Origin of the sequence: Acetobacter zythi, from assembly GCF_963921165.1 — a bacterium.
GTDB lineage: Bacteria > Pseudomonadota > Alphaproteobacteria > Acetobacterales > Acetobacteraceae > Acetobacter.
Window position 1 is genome coordinate 628737 of sequence record NZ_CAWUEO010000001.1, and the last position, 19884, is coordinate 648620.

Sequence of the window (19884 nt, forward strand, 5' to 3'; positions counted from 1 at the left end):
GCGCACAAATAATGTGCCGAACCAGACATAAAAAAAGGCTGATCACCACCGTGACCAGCCTTTTTTGTTCTGCCGTTTTTATTCCACACCTTAATTCCGGTCGGCGCGGAATAAGGCCTGCCGCCGTATTACAGGGCAGCTTTGGCGCGGTCCAGAACGGCCTTACAGGTCTTCTGGCGCAGCGGCAGGGTTGCCATTGCCACGGTGTAGGTGTGGTCGTTCAGGCGGATCTGGCCTGCGGAGCCGATCGCATAGAACATATTACCATCCGAACCATCGGACACGGCATTGGTCTTTTTGTTGTATTCCTGCAACGTGCGGAAGGCATCGTCGTAATCAGGGACGTATTCGTTCTGTACGCAGTAGTTCAGCAGACCTGCATTTTCCTTCGGGTCAATGGAGGCCACGTAACCTGATGGGTCCACGGTTGAGAGGAGAGACGTATCTCCCCCACGGATAACCGGCATATTGAGGGTCTGATCCTCGGCATGAGCAAGTGCGGGCATGGAGGCCAGCACGGACGTGGTAAGGGCTAGCGCCGACAGGGCACGCACGGCAAACAGTTTCATTCAGAATCTCCCAAACGGAATATGCGCCAAACTGCCCCGTAACCCCCGCAAAGATCAAGCAGCCCCCACGCGCACAAAAAACATGGCAGACCACAGTCCTGTCCGGGCGGGCGGGGAACGTGCCTGTCATAACAAAAACAATGCCACGTTGCGGCCCCATACCATCTGCCCCACACACCCTTTGCAACTGGCTTACAAACGGTGCGCGCAGTAGGGCCAGATAAAATTATGGTCTTGAAACATTACGGTATTATCTTTGTCTTCTGTAATTTTATCCATGCGGTTCAGCTTGTGCCTGCCATAGACCACGCCCCCAGGCGGGTCATAATCGGGCGCGGCCACCCCCCCTTTGCCAGCATGGATGCGCCAAAGCAGGCATGGCGTTTGGCCGCCCCGCCAACCGGCAATCACGATCAGGTGATATAACACCCCACACCAGATCAACCTGCCTCATGCCAGGCTCTGGCCGGACTGGCCGATTGAACAGTTTGGCCTTCCACTCTATAACAACCTTAACGAGTCCGTAACGATCCAAGCGGGAGCCTATACCGACATGCTGCCTGCCAGTCTTTTCAAAAGCGTTGACATTGCACCGCATGGCACCGCGTCCGAGAGCATTTGCACAGCGTTGCGCAAAGCTATTCTGGAAGACCAGTTGCCAGCGGGCCGCGCCCTGCCCCAGTCCGAACTTGCCGCAGGGTTTGGGGTAAGCATTATTCCTGTGCGTGAAGCCCTTAAACACCTTGAGGCCGAAGGGCTGGTGGCGTTCATGCCCAACAAGGGCGCCATGGTTATTGGGCTGGATGAAGCCGATATTTTGGAATACTCCCAGATCCGCGCGATGCTGGAAGAACAGGCCGCAGCCGAGGGCGTGCGCAACATGACCCGCGTGGACTTTGCCCGCGTAGAAGACGCCTACGAAGCGTTTGTAGCCGGAGTGGAAGGCCCGCAGGGCATGATCCGCTCAGGCGCACTCAACCGGGCATTCCATAACGCCATCTATGCCGCAGCCCCCCGCCCCCGCCTGCTGGAAATGATAGAGGACCTGAATACCAGACTGGACCGCTACATACGCGGGCATCTGATTATTGAAGGCCGGACAAACATTACCCACGACGAACACAAGGCCATTCTGGACGCCTGCCGCGACCGGGATGCGGATCTGTGCGCCAGACTGACGCGCATTCATATTCTGGAAGCTTCCAGAATCTCGGTGGATGTGTTCCGGCGCAGGCATGCTGGCCTGAGCGTGAACTGAGTATTTTTACCTCATAAAAATCCATATTTTACAAACGCTTGTTCATCCATGCGGCGTATCATGCCTGATTGGGTAATATATGATGTTGCAAATCGTATATTATCGTGTCAGAGCGGAAAAATCATTATGAAGCCAAAACCAACCTGCAGACCCGCAGGCGCACGGTTTGGCGGCTGATCTGGATGAACAACGCCATGTCCTCCACCAATACTTTTGCACCCGACTTCACCTCCCGCACCCCGCTGCGCAAAGCCATTACCCAGGCCATCCGCCGCCCCGAACAAACCTGCGTTGAGGCCCTGACCCCCGCCGCCACCCTGAGCGCACAACAGGACAGCGCCGTAGCCGCCATGGCTACCGGCCTTGCCCAAACACTGCGCGACCAGCGCAACCCCGGTCTGGTGGAAACACTGGTGCAGGAATTTGCCCTTTCCTCCGCCGAGGGTGTGGCGCTGATGTGTCTGGCAGAGGCCCTGCTGCGTATTCCCGATATGGCAACGCGCGACGCCCTTATTCAGGACAAGATAGGCGAGAGCGACTGGCTCTCCCACGTTGGCCGCGCCAAGCCTCTGTTCGCCAATGCTGCCGCATGGGGGCTGGCCCTGACCGGCCGCGTTGTGGCCGAACATAATGACAAAACACTCTCTGGCGCGCTTATGGGGTTTGTGGAGCGGAGCACACGCCCTGTTATCCGCAAGGCCGTGGATGCGGCCATGCGCCTGATGGGCGAGCAGTTCGTGCTGGGCCAGACCATTGAGCAGGCCCGCAAGAACAGCAAAAAGCTCGAACAGATCGGCTTTTCCTATTCCTACGACATGCTGGGCGAAGCCGCCTACACCGCAGCCGACGCCCAGCGCTACCGGCAGGACTACATTAACGCCATTAACGTAATCGGGCGCAGCGCCAAAGGCGCCAATGTTTACGAACGCCCCGGTATTTCCATCAAACTTTCCGCCCTGCACCCGCGCTATAGCCGCGCCCAACATGCACGGGTCATGGCGGAACTTCTGCCCGTTGTGCAGGAACTCACCCTGCTGGCCCGCCAGTACGACATTGGCATTAACATTGATGCAGAGGAAAGCGAACGGCTGGATATTTCGCTCGACCTGCTCGAAGCCCTGTGCGCCACACCGGGGCTGGAGGGCTGGAACGGCATTGGCTTTGTGGTGCAGGCCTACGGCAAACGCGCTCCCTTCGTGCTGGATTACATTATTGATCTGGCCAGGCGCACCAGCCGCCGGATTATGGTCCGCCTTGTTAAAGGTGCCTACTGGGACAGCGAAATTAAAAAAGCGCAGGTCGAAGGCATGGCGGACTACCCCGTGTACACCCGCAAATGCCATACGGATATCAGCTACATTGCCTGCGCGCGCAAACTGCTGGATGCACGCGATGTCATTTTTCCCCAGTTTGCCACGCATAACGCCCGCACCCTTGCCACCATCTACACACTGGCTGGGCAAAAATACGAGATTGGGTCTTATGAATTCCAATGCCTGCACGGCATGGGCGAGCCGCTGTACCGTCAGGTCGTAGGGGCCGACAAGTTCAACCGTCCGGCCCGCATTTACGCACCCGTTGGCACGCACGAAACTCTGCTGGCCTATCTGGTCCGCCGCCTGCTCGAAAACGGGGCGAACTCGTCTTTTGTCAACCAGATTGGCGATAGCGCCATTGCCGTGGCATCGCTGATCGAAACCCCCCTGACCTCGGCCAAGCGTTACACCCCCTTTGGTGCGCCACATTCGGAAATCTGCAAGCCACTCGACCTGTTTGCCCCCGAACGCCAGAACTCCGCAGGGCTTGATCTGGCGGATGATCAGGTGCTCGAAACCCTTGCAACAGGCATAAACGCCGCCCCAGACCACTGGCAGGCAGCCCCTATTGTGCCCAACGCCCCAACGGACGGCACACAACACCCCGTAACCAACCCCGCCGACAGGCGCGATCTGGTCGGCCACGTAACCTACGCAACACCCGATACGGTCAGGCTGGCGGTGGATGCCGCGCAAAACGGCTTTGCGGAATGGTCGGCCCAAACCCCGGCCATGCGAGCGGACTGCCTGCTCAAAGCCGCAGACCTGCTGGAGGCGCGGCACCCCGCCCTTATGGCCCTGATCTGCCGCGAGGCAGGCAAATCACTCCCCAATGCCGTGGCCGAAATCCGCGAGGCCGTGGACTTCCTGCGTTATTACGCCGCCACCATCCGCCGCGATTTTAACAACGCAACCCACATTCCTCTGGGCATTGTGGCCTGCATTAGTCCGTGGAACTTCCCGCTCGCCATTTTTATTGGCCAGATTGCCGCAGCCCTTGCCGCCGGGAACGCCGTTATTGCCAAACCGGCGGAAGAAACACCCCTGATCGCGGCCGTGGCCGTGCAACTTCTGCATGAAGCCGGTATTCCCGCAGCCGCCGTGCAACTCCTGCCCGGTGAAGGCAACGTGGGGGCCGCACTGGTGGGGGATGACCGCATTATGGGGGTCATGTTCACCGGTTCCACCGCCGTAGCGCAGTTGATCAACCGCCAGCTCATCGAGCGCCGCACAGCCACGGGCCAGCCCGTGCCATTTGTGGCCGAAACGGGCGGACAAAACGCCATGATCGTGGATTCCTCCGCTCTGGCCGAGCAGGTTGTGGCGGATGTTCTGGCCTCGGCCTTTGATAGTGCAGGCCAGCGCTGCTCCGCCCTGCGTATTCTGTGTGTGCAGGACGATTGCGCAGACCATGTTCTGGCCATGCTGCGTGGCGCCATGCACGAACTGCGGCTGGGCAACCCCTCCGCCCTGTGCACGGATGTGGGGCCAGTGATTACCCCCGAAGCCGCGGCAGGCATTACAGCGCATATCGAGACATTCCGTAGCAAAAATGCTCCGGTCCATGCCCTCCCCCTGCCAGACAGCTGCGCCAATGGCAGCTTTGTGCCCCCAACACTGATCGAGGTCACATCCATCCGTGACGTGGGGCAGGAAGTGTTTGGCCCGGTCCTGCATGTGCTGCGCTACTCACGTGCCCAGTTGAACCTTGTGCTGGCCGACATTAACGCAACGGGCTACGGCCTGACCTTTGGCCTGCACACACGTCTGGACTCCACCGTTCAGAGCGTTCTGGAACAGGTGGAAGCTGGTAACCTATACGTAAACCGCAACACTATTGGCGCGGTTGTGGGGGTGCAGCCCTTTGGCGGGCGTGGCCTGTCTGGCACTGGGCCAAAGGCTGGGGGGCCTCTTATTCTGCGCCGTTTGCTGGCACAGGTGCCGCCCCTGCCGCAAATTGCACGGGGCACCGCACCCCAAGCCATGGTGGAATGGACCGACTGGCTGCGCACACAAGGCGAAAGCCAGCCCGCACAGCGCGCCCATACCCTTGCCAGCCAGCCACTAACCAACGGGCAGATCACCCTGCCCGGCCCCGTTGGCGAACTGAACCTTTACAGGCTTGGCGCGCGTGGCACGGTGCTGTGCATGGCCCAGACGGCAACAGGCCTGTACGACCAGATATCCTTGGCGCTTGCCGGGGGAAACACTGCGGCCATTATGGCGGACCCCGCCATTCTGGAAGCTATTGCCAGCTTGCCTGCCTCCATCGGGCAGTTTGTCCGGCCCGTGTCCTCCGCGCGCGCGCTGGAATGCAGCATTCTGCTCGGTGAGGAAGATAACGAGGCCTTCCGTGCCACACGTGCGCTGCTGGCCGCGGGCAGCGGGGCTATTGTTTCGGCCTATATTACAAAAAGTGGTCTTCCCTCGGTGGAGGCCGTGCTGGAGGAACAGTCGCGCAGCATCAACACAACCGCCGCAGGCGGCAATGCCAGCCTGATGACCCTGAACTGAAAGCACACAAACACCACACTTCAGGCCCGGCGGTTCTGCCGGGCCTTTTTTGTTCAGCCCGCCATGGCCATATGGGCTGGAAAAACATGGCACGGTCCACCTAAGATCATTTTTCCGTGACCACACACAATGTTACAACACGCCCATTCCCGGTGGCGCAGGCTGCGGGGCAGTTTTTTTTTCACGTCCATCTGATCAGGAGATACAATGACAACCCGCGCGGGGCATGATGCCAAACTGGTCATTGCCATTTTGCTTGTTACCATGGCCATGGGCATGCTGGACGCCATTTCTCTGCTGCATCTCAAGATTTTTGCAGGCTACATGACCGCCACCATTATTTTGATGGCTGTCAACATTGCGACCTCCCAAGCCATTGTTCTGTCCGGGCTGGAGGCTATTGGCTTTTATTTTCTGGGCGCCATGATCGGCGGACGGCTCGTGCGCCGCCAGCGCAGCATACGCGCCACTGTAGGCGATATTCTGCTGGGTGTGGGTGCTATGGTCGGCGTTGCCGCATGGATCTGGTCAGCCAATATTCCGGGCGATATTTACGTCACCCTTGCCCTGCTGTCCTGCGCCATGGGGTTGCAGACCTCCGCCACACGGCACGCCAAACTGCCAGACATGGTCCTGCCCGCCGCCACCATGGTGTTGCACGGACTGGCCCATAACAGTTCCGCTGCCGGGGGGAGCAGTTCTGGCACCCTGCGCCGTGTTGCCGCCATTTTGAGCCTGTTTGTGGGGGCGGCCATTGGCACGCTGGTTTCGGGGCGGAGTGTCTCGCTTGGTATTGCCCTTGCCGGTGGCACCATTGTGGTGGCTGGGGGCCTGCTCCTGCTCCGCAAACACCCCTTGGCCTTCCATCTGGACCGGATGAGCATTCCCTAAACCATAGGGGGTGCAGCAGGCCCGTTTTTACTGGCCAGCAGCAGACATAAAGGAAAGGCCCGCCAGAGTATGGCGGGCCTTTCCTTTATGCAAAACACAGAACACATCAGGCCTGCTGTTTGTTCTGCGCAGCAAAGTAGGATGCCAAAGCGTAGCAGACGACCGACGTGCCCAGCGTTGCCAGAGCGGTCATGCGTTCCTCGGGGTTCATGAGCATGGCCACAAACACCAGCACCACACCTGCAAGCGTTGCATAATTGCACAGCGGGAACAGGAACAGCGTGTAATTGCCTTTTTCCGTGCCGTTCCGGCGCGCGGCAAAGCGGGTGGTAATGTAGGCCGTTACAATCAGGCTATAAATCAGCAGAATAACGCCACCGCTACAGCTCAGCAGAAACGCAAAAATGGTCTGCGGCGCCAGAATGGACGAGAACGCCACAAGCGTGCCCGCAACACTACTGACCGTAATAGCCAGCCGTGGTGCGGAACTGGCCGAACGACGGGTGAGAAAAGCCGGAGCATCGCCCTGTGCGGCAAGCTCGGTCAACACGCGTGACGTAATATACATGGCGGAGTTCAGGCAGGAGAGAATGGCGCTCAGCACCACAATGCGCATCATCATCCCCGCCCCCGGAATGCCCATTGTGTCCATGGCGGTTACAAAGGGGGAGCGCCCGGCAACAATGCTGCTCCATGGCACCACAAGCAAAATCATGGCAACAGAAGCCAGATAGAACAGGGTTACGCGTGTGCCCAGACTGCGGGTAACCCGCGCCACATTCTTGTCCGGTTCGGGAGATTCGCCTGCGGCAACCGTTGCAATTTCCGACCCCATCATGGTGAACAGAATGGTGGGAATAATGGACAGCACAGCCACAATGCCATGCGGCATAAGGCCGCCATGCCCCACAAGGTTATGCCAGACCGGCACACCGGGGCCAAACACATGCACCACATACAGCGCGCCAATGGCCACAAAAGCCAGAATGCTGAAAACCTTAACAGCCGAGAGCCAGAACTCACATTCCCCAAACACGCGGGGGGCTGCAAAATTGACCAGCTTTAACAACCCGATCAGCGCAATGGACAAAACCCATATGGGCAGGTGCACCCAGTCCTGTATCAAAATCGCACCGGCTATGGCCTCGCTCCCCAGCACCACAACCCAGAAAAACCAGTAAAGCCAACCAGACGTAAAACCCAGCCTGTCCCCATGGGCTGCGCGAATATATTCCACAAATGAGCCGCGACCGGGGTCGGCCACCACCATTTCGCCCAGCATGCGCATGACCAGAATGACCAGCAGACCCACCAACAAAAACGCCAGCAGAACCGCAGGGCCTGTAGCCTGAATCGCAGCCCCGCTCCCCACAAACAGACCCGCGCCAATAGTCCCACCCAGCGCGATCATGGCGATGTGGCGGCTACGCAGGCCGGTGGCAGGTTTAACGGCAGACTTGGTGTTCGGCTCAGCCATGGAGAGGTCCTTTATTCTTGTTGGCTTGGTGCGTTCATAACTCAAGAGGAATAAACTGGGAAATGCCCCTCAAAAATGCTTATAAAAATACGCCTCGATCACCCCTGCATGGTGGTCGATATTGGGCATGGGCTGGTCCCCCGGCACACCGGCCTTGGACAAGGCGCGGCCTGCTGGCCCGGCAAAGGCTGCCCCTCCGGCAAGAGCTGCGGATGTGTTTTCGTCCAGCGTGTATTCAACCGAAGCATCCAGCTCATCCGACACATGGCGGCCGGTGTTCTTCAGCCCCATACCCGAGGCATGGATGAGCGACAGATCATAAAAATGAAGGCCAAGCTTGAGCGAATCGCTGGGACGGAACAGATGCACAGGCGGCACAACGGTGAGATCGATCTGGTGGTCCTCAAGGTCGGATAGGGGGGCCAGATACATGCCCACAATTTCACCCGGCCAGTAACCGCCATAGGTGTAGCGCTTGCCATCGTACAAAAAGAACGTGTCGTAGTTGTGCTTGACGCCCCCTTCGGAGTTTTTGCCGCCCCCAAAGCGGGTGTAACGGTAAAAAATATGCGGGGTCCATGGCAGCATGGAAAACGTATAGCCCGGTTCAAAATACATACCGTAAGCCGAAACACCCTTGTACCCATTGCCCGGATGGCTGTTCTGTTCCGAGACAAAGTTGCCATAGAACGTAAAGTTTTTGGAAATACCCAGAGCCTTGACCGGGAACAGCGTACCGCCCCAGCTCAGGGCGGCCACATTCATGCCGTCCCGGTCCGCACGGGTTGAATAATCATAATGGGCGGACGTATCCGCATCGCGCACATGAAAATAGGTCAGGGTTACATACGATGCACGGTCCGCATAAACCGAGGCGCCATGCCCGCCTGCCTTGTTGACAAACCATGTGACATCAAACCCCACAAAGCTGGTTTTCGGGCGGTCGTACCCACGGTCAATATCGTTATCCGCATTGCTCTCCAGCATGAACACATCCGCACGGACGGGGTCCCCTTCCAGCTTGATCACACCGGGGCCGGAAAAAGCAAAACGGGGGGCATACCACCAAGCCCCGCGCTCGCCCGAGCTATAGGTGCCTTTACCGATCAAAAACCCATCATCCACGGCAAAAGCCTGCCGCCCGCCCTGCACGGTAAATACCTGATGCCCACCCGCCAGCCGAACCGGCACCCGGACCCCGGCATAGAGTTCCTCCAGATAGACCGAACGCGGCGTGCCTGATGTTTGCGAGACCTGCTCCGCATCCCCATCACCAAGGGTGGTCGCACCAATGGCCGAGGCGTTGCCAATCACATCAAACCCCCAGCCAGTCTGCCATTCGCCCTTAAGCATGGGTTTGCCGTACAGTTCGCCATAGGTTGTGTTGGCGTGCCGGATGTACCCACCCGATGGCCGGGCGGCATAGGACCCCCCGCCAAAATTGGTGTTGGGGAGATGGAAAGCCGCCCCCCCGATGTCCAGCCCGCTCTGGAGGGTCACACCACTGACGGAGATCAGGGTTTGCTCCGCCTGCGCTGGCAAAATTTCGCCCAGTACGCTGAGCAGCAAGGAACAGCACCCAAGCCTGAGCGCACCAGAAACCTTGCCCCCAACAACACGGGCAGGCCGTGGCTCTGCCTGCATGCCCGGGTATGGAGCCAATGTCTGGCAGGAAGTGTAACAGAACAGTCCAGTATGATTTTTGGTTGTTTGTTGCAGACCATTCACGCTCCCAAGCACTCCCCTTCAAAATCAGCTATAGAGCCAGCGCTCCCCACAGATGTGGGGGAGCAATTATTTATAATGATCGCACCATCCTATAATATGTTCAAGATGATATAATGAAAAATATGCTTGTTTTGTATTTATGTATTCTTGGGACTGTATTCTTATAACGGAAAGTAATGATTTAATTGACTATCGTTTCTTTTCCGTTCTTGACTGAAAAACAGCCTTAATATGCCGGAACCGAAATAATATACACGGAAATCAATTCCGCCCCTGTAGGCGCATCTGGTCGATATATTTTACCAGATACATCAGTCACAGCCGCCTCCTCCGCTGAATTGCGGACAAAACGCACGACAAACCCCACATCGCGGCCAAAAATACAGGGCACGACCTGAGAGCGGAGTTATTTTATTGGGGGAGGAAAAGCGTATGGAGCGGATGAGGGGAATCGAACCCCCGTATGCAGCTTGGGAAGCTGCCGTTCTACCATTGAACTACATCCGCATAACGCGTGGGCGGCTTATAGCGCGCTCCAACCCGGCTTGCAATGCCATACAAACATGGGCGGGTATTATTCCGCCTCTACATCGGGGCCAATCAGGTCGGAAATATGGCCTAACTCACGCAGGCTCATACCTTCTGGCGGGCGCGAACGCGCACTGCCGCGTGCTATGCGGCGGGGGAGCACGGCCTGCGTAAAGCCCAGTTTGGCGGCTTCCTTCAGCCGGGCATCCGCCTGCGCAACCTGCCTGACCTCGCCCGACAACCCGACTTCCCCAAAATACACTTCGCCGGGGCTGGTGGGCACACCACTCGCGGCGGAAACCAGAGCGGCGGCTACGGCCAGATCGGCTGCGGGTTCGACCACTCTTAGCCCCCCCGCCACATTCAGGTAAACATCCATGCCCGACAGCTTAAGCCCGCACCGTGTTTCCAGCACGGCCAGCAACATGGCCAGACGCCCGGTATCCCACCCCACCACGGCGCGGCGGGGTGCGCCATCCCCTCCTTTGGGGGAGAGCAGGACCTGCACTTCCAGCAGCACAGGCCGCGTGCCTTCCAGCCCAGCAAACACGGCGGAACCGGCTATGTTGCCCCGCCGCTCGGCCAAAAACAGCGCGGAGGGGTTACTCACTTCCTCCAACCCGCGGTCGGTCATGGCGAACACACCAATTTCGTCCGTAGCACCGTAGCGGTTTTTGGCGGCGCGCAGAATGCGGAACTGGTGGCCCCGATCCCCTTCAAAATACATGACCGCATCAACCATGTGCTCCAGCACACGCGGGCCAGCCAAAGCGCCCTCCTTGGTCACATGCCCGACCAGAATAAGGCTGAACCCGCGCCGCTTGGCCGCCCTGATCAGCTCAAACGCACAGGCCCGCACCTGCGAAACCGTGCCGGGCGCGCTATCCACTGTTTCCAGCCACATGGTCTGGATGGAATCGATCACCACAACTTTAACATCTGGCTCCGCCTCCAGCGTTGCCACAATGTCCGCCACGTTAATGGACGCCGCCAGATCAAGGCTGGTTTGCGCCACACCAAGGCGAATGGCACGCAGGCGGATCTGGTCCACCGCCTCTTCGCCCGAAATGTAAAGAACCCGCTCCCCATTGCCCGCCAGACGGCTTGCCGCCTGCAACAGCAGGGTGGATTTGCCAATACCGGGGTCCCCCCCGACCAGCACAACGGAGGCCGGAACCAGCCCCCCACCCAGCACCCGATCCAGCTCGGCAATGCCCGTGCCGGTACGTGGGGGCAACTCAACCTTGCCGCCCAGCCCATGCAACTGCACACGCCGCCCCTTGCCCGCACGGGCTGTGGCCGAAGACGCAGCCAGTGGCTCTACCGCCATTTCCTCCAGCGTGTTCCATTCCTGGCAGGCATCGCACTGACCTGCCCATTTGGCATGGACGGCACCGCATGCCGTGCACACATACTGGCGGGACGTTTTTTTGGCCACGCGGATTCCCCTTTACCCTGCCTTGCTGGAGGCTCCATAAATGGAATAAAACAAGAACAAACTCAAGCCCCGCCCAACAATCCAGTCCACCACACGCCATGGTGCCAGGCACGACCCAGCCAACAAAACAAAAGCATGCTTTGACGAACCCGGTCCGAACGGGTTACGGCTCACACCACAGTTGACCCCGACCACACACAACAGGAACAGACAGCCCGAACTCATGGATATGGTGCTTGATCTTGTGGCCCGCATAGGCCGCGCCACACTCTCGCTTATCCGCAGTGCGGGCGCTTTGGCGCTGTTCGCTCTGGCCGGGTTGTCCAATATTGTGCGCCCACCGTTCTACGGCCGTGTGTTCATCCGCACGTTTATGGAGACAGGATTTTTCTCCCTGCCGGTTGTTGCCCTAACGGCCCTGTTCTCGGGCGGGGTTATTGCGCTGCAATCCTATACGGGTTTTGCACAGTACCATGCCCAAAGCGCCATTGCGGGCATTGTGGTGCTGGCCGTAACCCGCGAACTGGGGCCAGTACTGGCCGGGCTTATGGTCGCAGGCCGTGTGGGGGCCGCCATGGCCGCCCAGATTGGCACCATGCGCGTAACCGACCAGATTGATGCATTGAGCACCCTTTCCACCAACCCCATGAAGTATCTGGTCGCACCGCGCCTGCTGGCGGGCATTATTGCCCTGCCGCTACTGGTGCTGGTGGCCGACGTACTGGGTGTTGCGGGGGGCTTTACTGTTGCTGTGGTCAAGCTCGGGTTTTCTCCCACGGCCTATATTACGGCAACGCTGAACTCCGTTAAGGTCATGGACGTAACGGTGGGGCTGGTTAAAGCCGCTCTGTTCGGGTTCCTGATTACGCTCATGGGCTGCTATTACGGCTATAACAGCAAAGGCGGAGCCGAAGGCGTGGGGTCGGCCACCACAGCGGCCGTGGTGGTGGCGTCCATTCTTCTGCTGGCCTTTGATTACCTGATTACAGACCTGTTCTTCTCACAATGAGTGCCACCGCCATGGACCAGAGCATGACCAGTGCTCCCCCCAAAATCCGTATTCGGGACCTGCACAAATCCTTCGGGGATAAAAAGGTGCTTGATGGCATTTCGCTTGATGTGCCGCAGGGGACCTCGTTTGTCATTATTGGCGGGTCAGGCTCGGGTAAATCCGTTCTGCTGCGTTGCATTCTGGGCCTGATGACCCCGGATTCGGGCAGTATTGAAATTGATGGCGAGGACGTGCTGGCCGCATCCGCCAAACGGCGCGACCAACTCCGCAGCGAAATTGGCATGCTGTTCCAGAACGGCGCATTGTTTGACAGCCTGCCCGTATGGGAAAACGTGACCTTTGGCCTGCTTGCCCTTAACAAACTGACCCGCGCCACCGCGCGGGACAAGGCGGGCGCCATTCTGGAGCAGGTGGGGCTGGCCCCCTCCGTTGGGGACCTGTACCCCTCTGAACTGTCTGGCGGCATGCAAAAGCGCGTGGGGCTGGCCCGTGCCATTGCCGCCCAGCCCAACATTTTGTTCTTTGATGAACCCACAACCGGGCTGGACCCGATTATGGGGGCTGTCATTGACGGCCTGATTGTGGATTGCGTTAAAAAACTTGGCTCGACCGCCATTGCCATTACGCATGACATGGCCTCCGCCCAACGGATTGGGGATGAAGCCGCCATGCTCTACAAGGGCAGGCTGGTCTGGCAGGGGGCCGCCGCATCGCTCATGCACAGCGGGAATGATTACGTGGACCAGTTTACCCACGGCCGCCGCGAAGGCCCGATTACCATGGAATTAAGACGCTAACAGCCATAACCCCACTCTAATGACCTTGCCCAAGGCAGGCGGGAATGAGATAGAGACACTCATATCCATCTGTGGAGAAAGACACACAATGAAACGTGCGGTTCTGTTGCTGGCATGCGCGCTTGGGCTTTCCGACTGTGGAATGTTCCACCACCCTCCGCGCCAACTGACCAAACCCGCACAGTGGGAACCCTTGGGTTACCATGACCACCTGAACAGCAGCGGCGACTGATCACTCCCGACCTGCCCAGTGCGGCGGGCCTGCGTTTACGGGGTGACCGGGGGTAAGCCCCCCCCTGCTCGGGTAGGTCGCGCGCCGCACAGGCGGGGGCTGCTGGCGTATTCCCCCGCTCAGATGGCGGCGCTGGTGCGTTGCCCCCCAATTTTTGGGGCTTTAAGCCAGCAAAACCCCACACCCAACTCTATTGTGCATCGGTATTGCGGGTCTTCATTTACAGCACTCGGCCAAGCACAATACAGTTTTGAAAAAACGATAAACTTTTCTCATATTCCATCACCATGATATAAAACCCACAGGCTTTGCACCACGGTGGCATGCAACCTATTGTCCGCCCTGATCGTTCCAAGCTGTTATGTTCTTCTCCCACGGCGCAAGGTTGCCTGATGCTTCGTATGCCTGTCCGCGTATTGTTTTTACTCTCGTTCTGCCTCTTTTGCGCCTTTTCCCTGTCTGGTTCCGCCGGAGCGCAGAGTGCAGACCAGCCCTCAGCCGCCCTGAGCGCAGGCAATGTGCCTTCCCCCCTGATCATGAGTGCGCAGGACATTGTTTCTGACAAAACGCTTGATGAAATCGGGGCGGAAATACGCTCCATTTACACAAGCGGCGTAACGGAACAGCATGCAGGCCATAGCGCTCTGGACCTGAGCACTCTGCTCCAGCGCGCCACCGCTGTTTCCACCCGGACGGACAGGCTCATGGCGCGCATCCGTCCGTATCAGGATGTGTACCAGAATTTTGTGGACATTCTGGGCAAGCCCCCCGCCAAGGACGACCCACCCGAAGCCCCATCCCTGACTGAACAGCGGGCAAGCCTGAACAAGCGGCAGAAAGATATTTCCGCCCGTATGACAAGGCTGAAGCTTTATCAGGTTGAAGCGCAACAACTGGTGAATGAACTGCGCCAGCATGATAGCGCGATCCAGCAGGCAACGCTGTGGCAGCAAATGCCCTCTCCTCTTGGGGTCAACTTCTGGTCGCAGTTCATACAGGGTGCTCCACAGGACGGGCGCAGGCTGAACGCGCTGGGGGCGGAAACGCTCGCCATGCTGGCAACCGCCCTGACCGGCAAACGTATTTTTATCACACTGGCCGGTCTGTGCGCGTCCCTGCTGCTACTGGCCGGGTGGTTGTGTGCGCGCAAGCCCATACGCCTGCTAACAACCCGCTTTTTACCACAAGGGCGCGTACGCTCGATTGCTGCAACCGTATTATGCGGCGCTGTAAGTGTTCTGGCCTGCGCTATTTCTTTTCAGGTTTTCTGGAACACACTGGCGTTTGACAACCCCGCCGTGGGGGATGATCTGGACCAGCTCGCCAGCATGGTGGCAACGCAGGCCCCTCTGTGTGGGCTGGTGCTAGAACTGGGGTTCTGCTTCCTGAGTTCCAAGGCAGAATGGCGTGTTTTTGCCATGTCGGACGATCTGGCCCGCAGTCTGCGGCTGTTCCCCGCATGGCTGGCCATTGCCATGATCGTACGCGGCATCCTGCGCTATGTGGATACGCAGAGCGGCCTTTCCCTGCTGAGTGTGCAGTTGATGGATGGGCTTTATACGCTGGCGGTCAGCCCGCTGCTGTTTGCCATACCGCGCAAACTGCGCCTGACAGCAGCGCAGGATCAGGAGGGCGATACAGCCACAGACCCCACGGGAGCCACCGAGCAGACCCCACCGCTGGCACAGTTCCTGCGCAGCATGGCCATGGGTATTTCCATCATCTGCTGGATTGCGGTTCTGAGCGGGTATATTCCCCTCGCCTACACGCTGATCTCGTGGGTGAGCGTAATGGCCCTGAGCATGACAACCCTTTTGCTGCTGTCCATGCTGACAACCGCCCTTGGGGGCGCATTGTTTGCCTCCCGCGCGCCTTTGGGCCGCCATCTGGTGGAGCTGGGGCTGCCGCCCCGGCTGATTAATCAGGCCAGTATTCTTATTCCCGGCCTGATCAATGTGCTGCTGCTGGCCGTGGCTTACGCTGTGGCCAGTTCTGGCGCCAATTTTGACCCACCCCAGATATGGCAGCAACTTTACTCCCTGTTCCACGGCACGGAAGACAGCAATACGTCCTCTGTCTCGCTGGATGCCATTTTGCTGTGCATCGCCTTGCCGCTGGTGGGGTATCAGGCCATTAAAATTGTTAAATCATGGTTCCAGCAAAGGTTTTTTCCCGCCACCAATCTGGATATCGGCGCGCAGGCATCCATCCTGAGCATACTGGGCTATGCCGCGTGGATTCTGATCGGGCTGGCCATGTTTGCAGCCCTTGGGGTTACGGTCAAAAGCATGACATGGGTTGTCAGCGCCCTGTCTGTGGGGATCGGTTTTGGCCTGCAATCCATTGTGCAGAACTTTGTATCGGGCATTATCCTTATGGCCGAACGCCCTGTATCGGTCGGGGATGTGGTGACCATTGCGGGTGTTACCGGCAAGGTGGAGCGCATTAGTGTGCGTTCAACCGACATCCGGCTCGATGATAAATCCACCATGATTGTCCCGAACTCGCAGTTCATTACCTCGGCGGTCAAAAACGCCACACGGGCGCAAAAACCCGGTGTATTTACGGTAGAGCTGGACCTGCCCTTTGCCTCGGACCTCAACAAGGCCAGTGCGGTGGTCATTGCCACACTCAGCGCCTGTGCCGACACAGACCCCGACAGCGCCCCCACAGTCAGCATGACATCCGTTGCCGATGGCTCGGCCGTGCTGACCGGCTCTGCCAAGGCGCGCGATGGGGTGGAAATAAAAACCGCGCGTAGCAGCGCATTGTTTGCAATCTGGCAGGCTTTTCAGGAAAACGAAATTCCCGTCACATTCCGCCAGAGCGTGCGCGCGCCATAAGCGCACGGCCAGAACGGCAGAGGCTGGGCGGACCTCAGCACAACCTGCCCCCTGCCACACACAGGCAGCAAAAAGCCCGGCCCCCCAATGTGGGAAGCCGGGCTTTTTTACGGGCGGGTCATGCCTACCAGCAGTGGCCTGCATTAGTGTTCGTGAATATTGTCCAGATCGGCAAAACGGGTGTATTCGCCTTCAAAAAACAGATTGATGGTGCCTGTAGGCCCATGCCTCTGCTTTTCCAGAATAAGCTCGGCCTTGTTGTGGACCAGCCCCATTTTGCGCTGCCATTCGTCCATGGCAACGGAGTATTTGTCCATGGAATCGTAGGCTGTTTCCTTGGGCATGCGCTGTTGCAGGTAATATTCGTCACGGTAGACAAACATCACCGCATCCGCGTCCTGCTCAATGGAACCGGATTCACGCAAGTCCGACAGCATCGGGCGCTTGTCCTCGCGGCTTTCCACCTGACGGGAAAGCTGGGAAAGGGCAATAACCGGCACTTCCAGTTCCTTGGCAATGGCCTTGAGGCCCTGCGTGATCATGGAAATTTCGAGCACGCGGCTTTCTGGCCGGGTGCCAACGGAAGGACGCATAAGCTGAAGGTAATCCACCACAATCAGACTCAGCCCCTGTGTGCGCTTGAGGCGGCGGCAGCGTGTGCGCATGGCCGAGAGCGAGATTGCGGGCGTATCATCAATCAGCAGTGGCAGGCGGGCCAGTTCGTGGCTGACCCGCACAAACCGATCAAACTCCTTTTGCCCAATATCCCCCCGACGAATACGCTCGCCAGAGACCTCCGCCTGCTCGGACAAAATACGGGTCGCCAACTGCTCGGCCGACATTTCGAGCGAGAAAATGGCAACAGACCCTTTGGGTTTGCCGCCTTTTTCCTCTGCCTCGTCCATGAGTGACCGTGCGGCGGAAAAAGCAACTTTGGTCGCCAGCGCCGTTTTGCCCATAGCCGGACGCCCTGCCAGAATAAGCAGATCGGATGGATGCAGCCCGCCGGTTTTTTTATCCAGATCACGCAGGCCCGATGTCAGGCCCGTAACATGGCCTTCGCTCTGGAAGGCAAGAGCTGCAACATTGATCGCCCCCGTAAGGGCTTTGTTAAAGGCGACAAAATCGCCTTCCTTGCCTTTTTCGGTAGCCAGTTTGAACAGGGCTTCTTCCCCCGCCTCAATCTGGTCCGGACCAGACAGGTCCCCTGTGGCGCCAAAGGCATTGTTGACAACATTTTCGCCAATATCGATCAACTGGCGGCGGATCCATGCATCATGGATGGCGCGCCCGTAATCCCCGGCGTTAATAATCCCAACCATGGAGGTCAGCAGTTTGGCCAGATAGGCCATGCCGCCAACGCTATCGAGCATACCGGAGTTTTCCAGCTCCGCGCGCATGGTAACCGGGTCGGCCAACTGGCCGTTTTCTATTCTGCGGGCAATGGCTGCGTATAACTGCCCGTTAACACGGTTGGCAAAATGCTCGCCCGCCAAAAAGTCAGACACCCGGTCATACGCCCGGTTATTGGTCAGCAATGCGCCCAGCAACGCCTGCTCGGCCTCAATATTGGCCGGGGGCTGGCGCAGGGTCAGCCCCAGCAGGCCATCGTCCTTTGGTTTATCGGTCTGTGTTGTCATGCTCACATTAACGGCCTGTTACGGGTGCGGGGGAGTGTTGTGTGCGGGAAAAACCTGTTTGTCAGGCATCAAATGTTGCAACAAAATCGGCAAGGCCGGTCTGCCGGCGGGTGAGCAGGCGGCCTGCCACCAGCACGGCGCGGGCCTCGGTCACGGCCCGGTCCAGCTCGGTGTTGACAATAACGGAGTCAAACTCCTGCCAGTGCGAAATTTCGTCCCTTGCCGCGGCCATACGGCGGGCAATTTCGTCCGGGTGGTCAGACCCTCGGCCGGTCAGGCGGCGTTCGAGTTCCTCCAGGGAGGGGGGGAGCACAAACAGGCCAACCACATCGCCCGGCAGGGCCTCGCGTATCTGCCTGTGTCCCTGCCAGTCTATATCGAACACCATGTCATGCCCGGCGGCAAGGGCCTGCTCCACTGGTGCGCGGGGTGTGCCGTAGCCACGGCCGAACACAATAGCCCATTCCAGCAGTTCCCCCGCCTGGGCCATGGCCTCAAACTGCTCCATAGTACGAAAGTAGTAATGCACACCCTCTTTTTCCCCCGGCCGGGGCTGGCGTGTGGTCACGGAAACAGAATGTTTCAGTTTTGTGTCCGATGCACGCAGCGCATTGGCAATAGTTGATTTGCCTGCACCCGAAGGGGCGGAAATAACAAGGCATACACCCCGCCGCGTTGCATGACCCGGATGAGCCGTTCCATTGTGTGCCATACTGCTCTTTCACACCCTGTCTGTTCAAACTTACGCTCTTGCCCCTTCATGCCAGAAGCGGCCCTGCGGCGCCACCGCGCTCTATGCCACAAGGAAGGCGGACCCCACCATGATGCACAACACTATTCTTATCACAGGCGCCTCCTCTGGTCTGGGGCGCGCACTGGCCCAGACCCTTGCACGCCCCGGCCGCAAGTTATGGCTTGGGGGGCGCAACACAGCACGGCTGGAGGACACGGCACGTTGCTGCATTAGCCGAGGGGCCGCCGTACGCCTGAACACCTGCGACGTAGCAGACCGCGCAGCCATGGCGCAGTGGGTGCAGGGCACGGGTGGGCTGGATATGGTTCTGGCCTGTGCGGGCATTACGGGGGGCACGCGCAAACCCCTGACCCCCGATACCCCCGCAACAGAGCCAGAAGCCCAGATCCGCCGGATTTTTGAAACCGACCTGACCGGTGTGCTCAACACCGTGCTCCCGGCATTGGAGATGATGCAGAGCCAGCCCCGCGCGGCAGATGGCATGCGCGGGCGTATTTGTGCCATTTCCTCCGTGGCGGGGCTGGTCTCTTTTCCCGGCACTCCGGCCTATAGCGCTGCCAAGGCGGCGGTGGACCGGTTTATGGTCGCCACCGGCGGCAATGCCAAAAAAGCGGGTATTCTGCTCAGTTCGGTGGTTTGCGGTTTTTTGGACACACCCATGGTCGCGCGCAATACCTTCCCCATGCCCGGGCTTACGGATGTTAATAGTGCCTGCCGCCGCATTTTGCGCGGGCTTGCCCGTAATGAACGGCGCATTACCTTCCCGCTCTGGCTGGCCGCTGGTTCGCGGTTGATGGACCTGTTGCCCATAGCACTGGCCGAAGCCTACTATAACAACCAGCCCGCCGGGGCTGCTGGCAGCATGCCTGCGCCCGACCTGAGCTAAC

The 19884-nt window shown here is 58.8% G+C and carries 14 protein-coding genes and 1 tRNA gene; 8 read left to right on the top strand and 7 right to left on the bottom strand.

Features of this window, described 5'->3' with window-relative positions; all coding sequences use genetic code 11:
• Positions 1-128: 128 nt before the first annotated feature.
• Complete coding sequence (locus AABE20_RS03020) at positions 129-569, bottom strand: DUF2501 domain-containing protein (protein WP_165991231.1); 441 nt, start codon at positions 567-569, stop codon at positions 129-131.
• Between the two features lie 553 nt (positions 570-1122).
• On the opposite strand from AABE20_RS03020, the gene AABE20_RS03025 reads away from it, so the two are divergent.
• The 3 genes from AABE20_RS03025 to AABE20_RS03035 all read left to right on the top strand — a co-directional run bounded on the left by AABE20_RS03025 (position 1123) and on the right by AABE20_RS03035 (position 6548).
• A complete protein-coding gene (locus tag AABE20_RS03025; RefSeq protein WP_338331752.1) occupies positions 1123-1827 on the top strand; it encodes a GntR family transcriptional regulator in 705 nt (234 codons plus the stop codon).
• A gap of 104 nt (positions 1828-1931) precedes the next feature.
• Positions 1932-5657 (top strand): bifunctional proline dehydrogenase/L-glutamate gamma-semialdehyde dehydrogenase PutA, encoded by a 3726-nt coding sequence (putA, locus tag AABE20_RS03030; protein ID WP_408740622.1) that lies wholly within the window; start codon positions 1932-1934, stop codon positions 5655-5657.
• A gap of 207 nt (positions 5658-5864) precedes the next feature.
• A complete protein-coding gene (locus AABE20_RS03035) occupies positions 5865-6548 on the top strand; it encodes a YoaK family protein (RefSeq protein ID WP_165991230.1) in 684 nt (227 codons plus the stop codon).
• 106 nt (positions 6549-6654) lie between these two features.
• Here the strand turns inward: AABE20_RS03035 and AABE20_RS03040 are convergent, their stop codons facing one another.
• The 4 genes from AABE20_RS03040 to radA all read right to left on the bottom strand — a co-directional run bounded on the left by AABE20_RS03040 (position 6655) and on the right by radA (position 11719).
• Positions 6655-8025 (bottom strand): amino acid permease, encoded by a 1371-nt coding sequence (locus tag AABE20_RS03040; RefSeq protein ID WP_338331753.1) that lies wholly within the window; start codon positions 8023-8025, stop codon positions 6655-6657.
• A gap of 69 nt (positions 8026-8094) precedes the next feature.
• On the bottom strand, positions 8095-9669 hold the full coding sequence (locus AABE20_RS03045) for a hypothetical protein (RefSeq protein ID WP_338331754.1): 1575 nt from the start codon (positions 9667-9669) through the stop codon (positions 8095-8097).
• A 517-nt stretch (positions 9670-10186) separates the two neighbouring features.
• Positions 10187-10260: transfer RNA gene (locus AABE20_RS03050), tRNA-Gly, on the bottom strand.
• Between the two features lie 67 nt (positions 10261-10327).
• Entirely contained in the window at positions 10328-11719 is a 1392-nt protein-coding gene (radA, locus tag AABE20_RS03055) for a DNA repair protein RadA (RefSeq protein WP_338331755.1), read from the bottom strand.
• A 223-nt stretch (positions 11720-11942) separates the two neighbouring features.
• Here radA and AABE20_RS03060 point away from each other — a divergent pair, with 223 nt between their 5' ends.
• The 4 genes from AABE20_RS03060 to AABE20_RS03075 all read left to right on the top strand — a co-directional run bounded on the left by AABE20_RS03060 (position 11943) and on the right by AABE20_RS03075 (position 16603).
• Positions 11943-12728, top strand: coding sequence for an MlaE family ABC transporter permease (locus AABE20_RS03060; protein WP_338331869.1), 786 nt, complete (start codon positions 11943-11945; stop codon positions 12726-12728).
• Positions 12729-12739: 11 nt separating this feature from the next.
• Positions 12740-13528 carry an ABC transporter ATP-binding protein gene (locus AABE20_RS03065; protein WP_338331870.1) on the top strand — a complete coding sequence of 263 codons (789 nt, stop codon included), beginning with the start codon at positions 12740-12742 and terminating at the stop codon, positions 13526-13528.
• An 88-nt stretch (positions 13529-13616) separates the two neighbouring features.
• Positions 13617-13760 carry a hypothetical protein gene (locus AABE20_RS03070; RefSeq protein ID WP_338331756.1) on the top strand — a complete coding sequence of 48 codons (144 nt, stop codon included), beginning with the start codon at positions 13617-13619 and terminating at the stop codon, positions 13758-13760.
• Positions 13761-14152: 392 nt separating this feature from the next.
• Positions 14153-16603, top strand: coding sequence for a DUF3772 domain-containing protein (locus AABE20_RS03075; RefSeq protein WP_338331757.1), 2451 nt, complete (start codon positions 14153-14155; stop codon positions 16601-16603).
• Between the two features lie 143 nt (positions 16604-16746).
• Here AABE20_RS03075 and AABE20_RS03080 read toward each other — a convergent pair whose 3' ends face one another.
• Together AABE20_RS03080 and gmk are read right to left on the bottom strand one after the other, a co-directional pair.
• Positions 16747-18243, bottom strand: a complete 1497-nt coding sequence (locus AABE20_RS03080; RefSeq protein WP_338331871.1) for a replicative DNA helicase — start codon at positions 18241-18243, stop codon at positions 16747-16749.
• Between the two features lie 61 nt (positions 18244-18304).
• Positions 18305-18955: a guanylate kinase gene (gmk, locus tag AABE20_RS03085; RefSeq protein WP_338331758.1), complete on the bottom strand. Its 651-nt coding sequence runs from the start codon at positions 18953-18955 to the stop codon at positions 18305-18307.
• A 109-nt stretch (positions 18956-19064) separates the two neighbouring features.
• Between gmk and AABE20_RS03090 the strand changes: the two genes are divergently transcribed.
• Positions 19065-19883, top strand: a complete 819-nt coding sequence (locus tag AABE20_RS03090) for an SDR family NAD(P)-dependent oxidoreductase (protein WP_338331759.1) — start codon at positions 19065-19067, stop codon at positions 19881-19883.
• Position 19884: the final 1 nt, after the last annotated feature.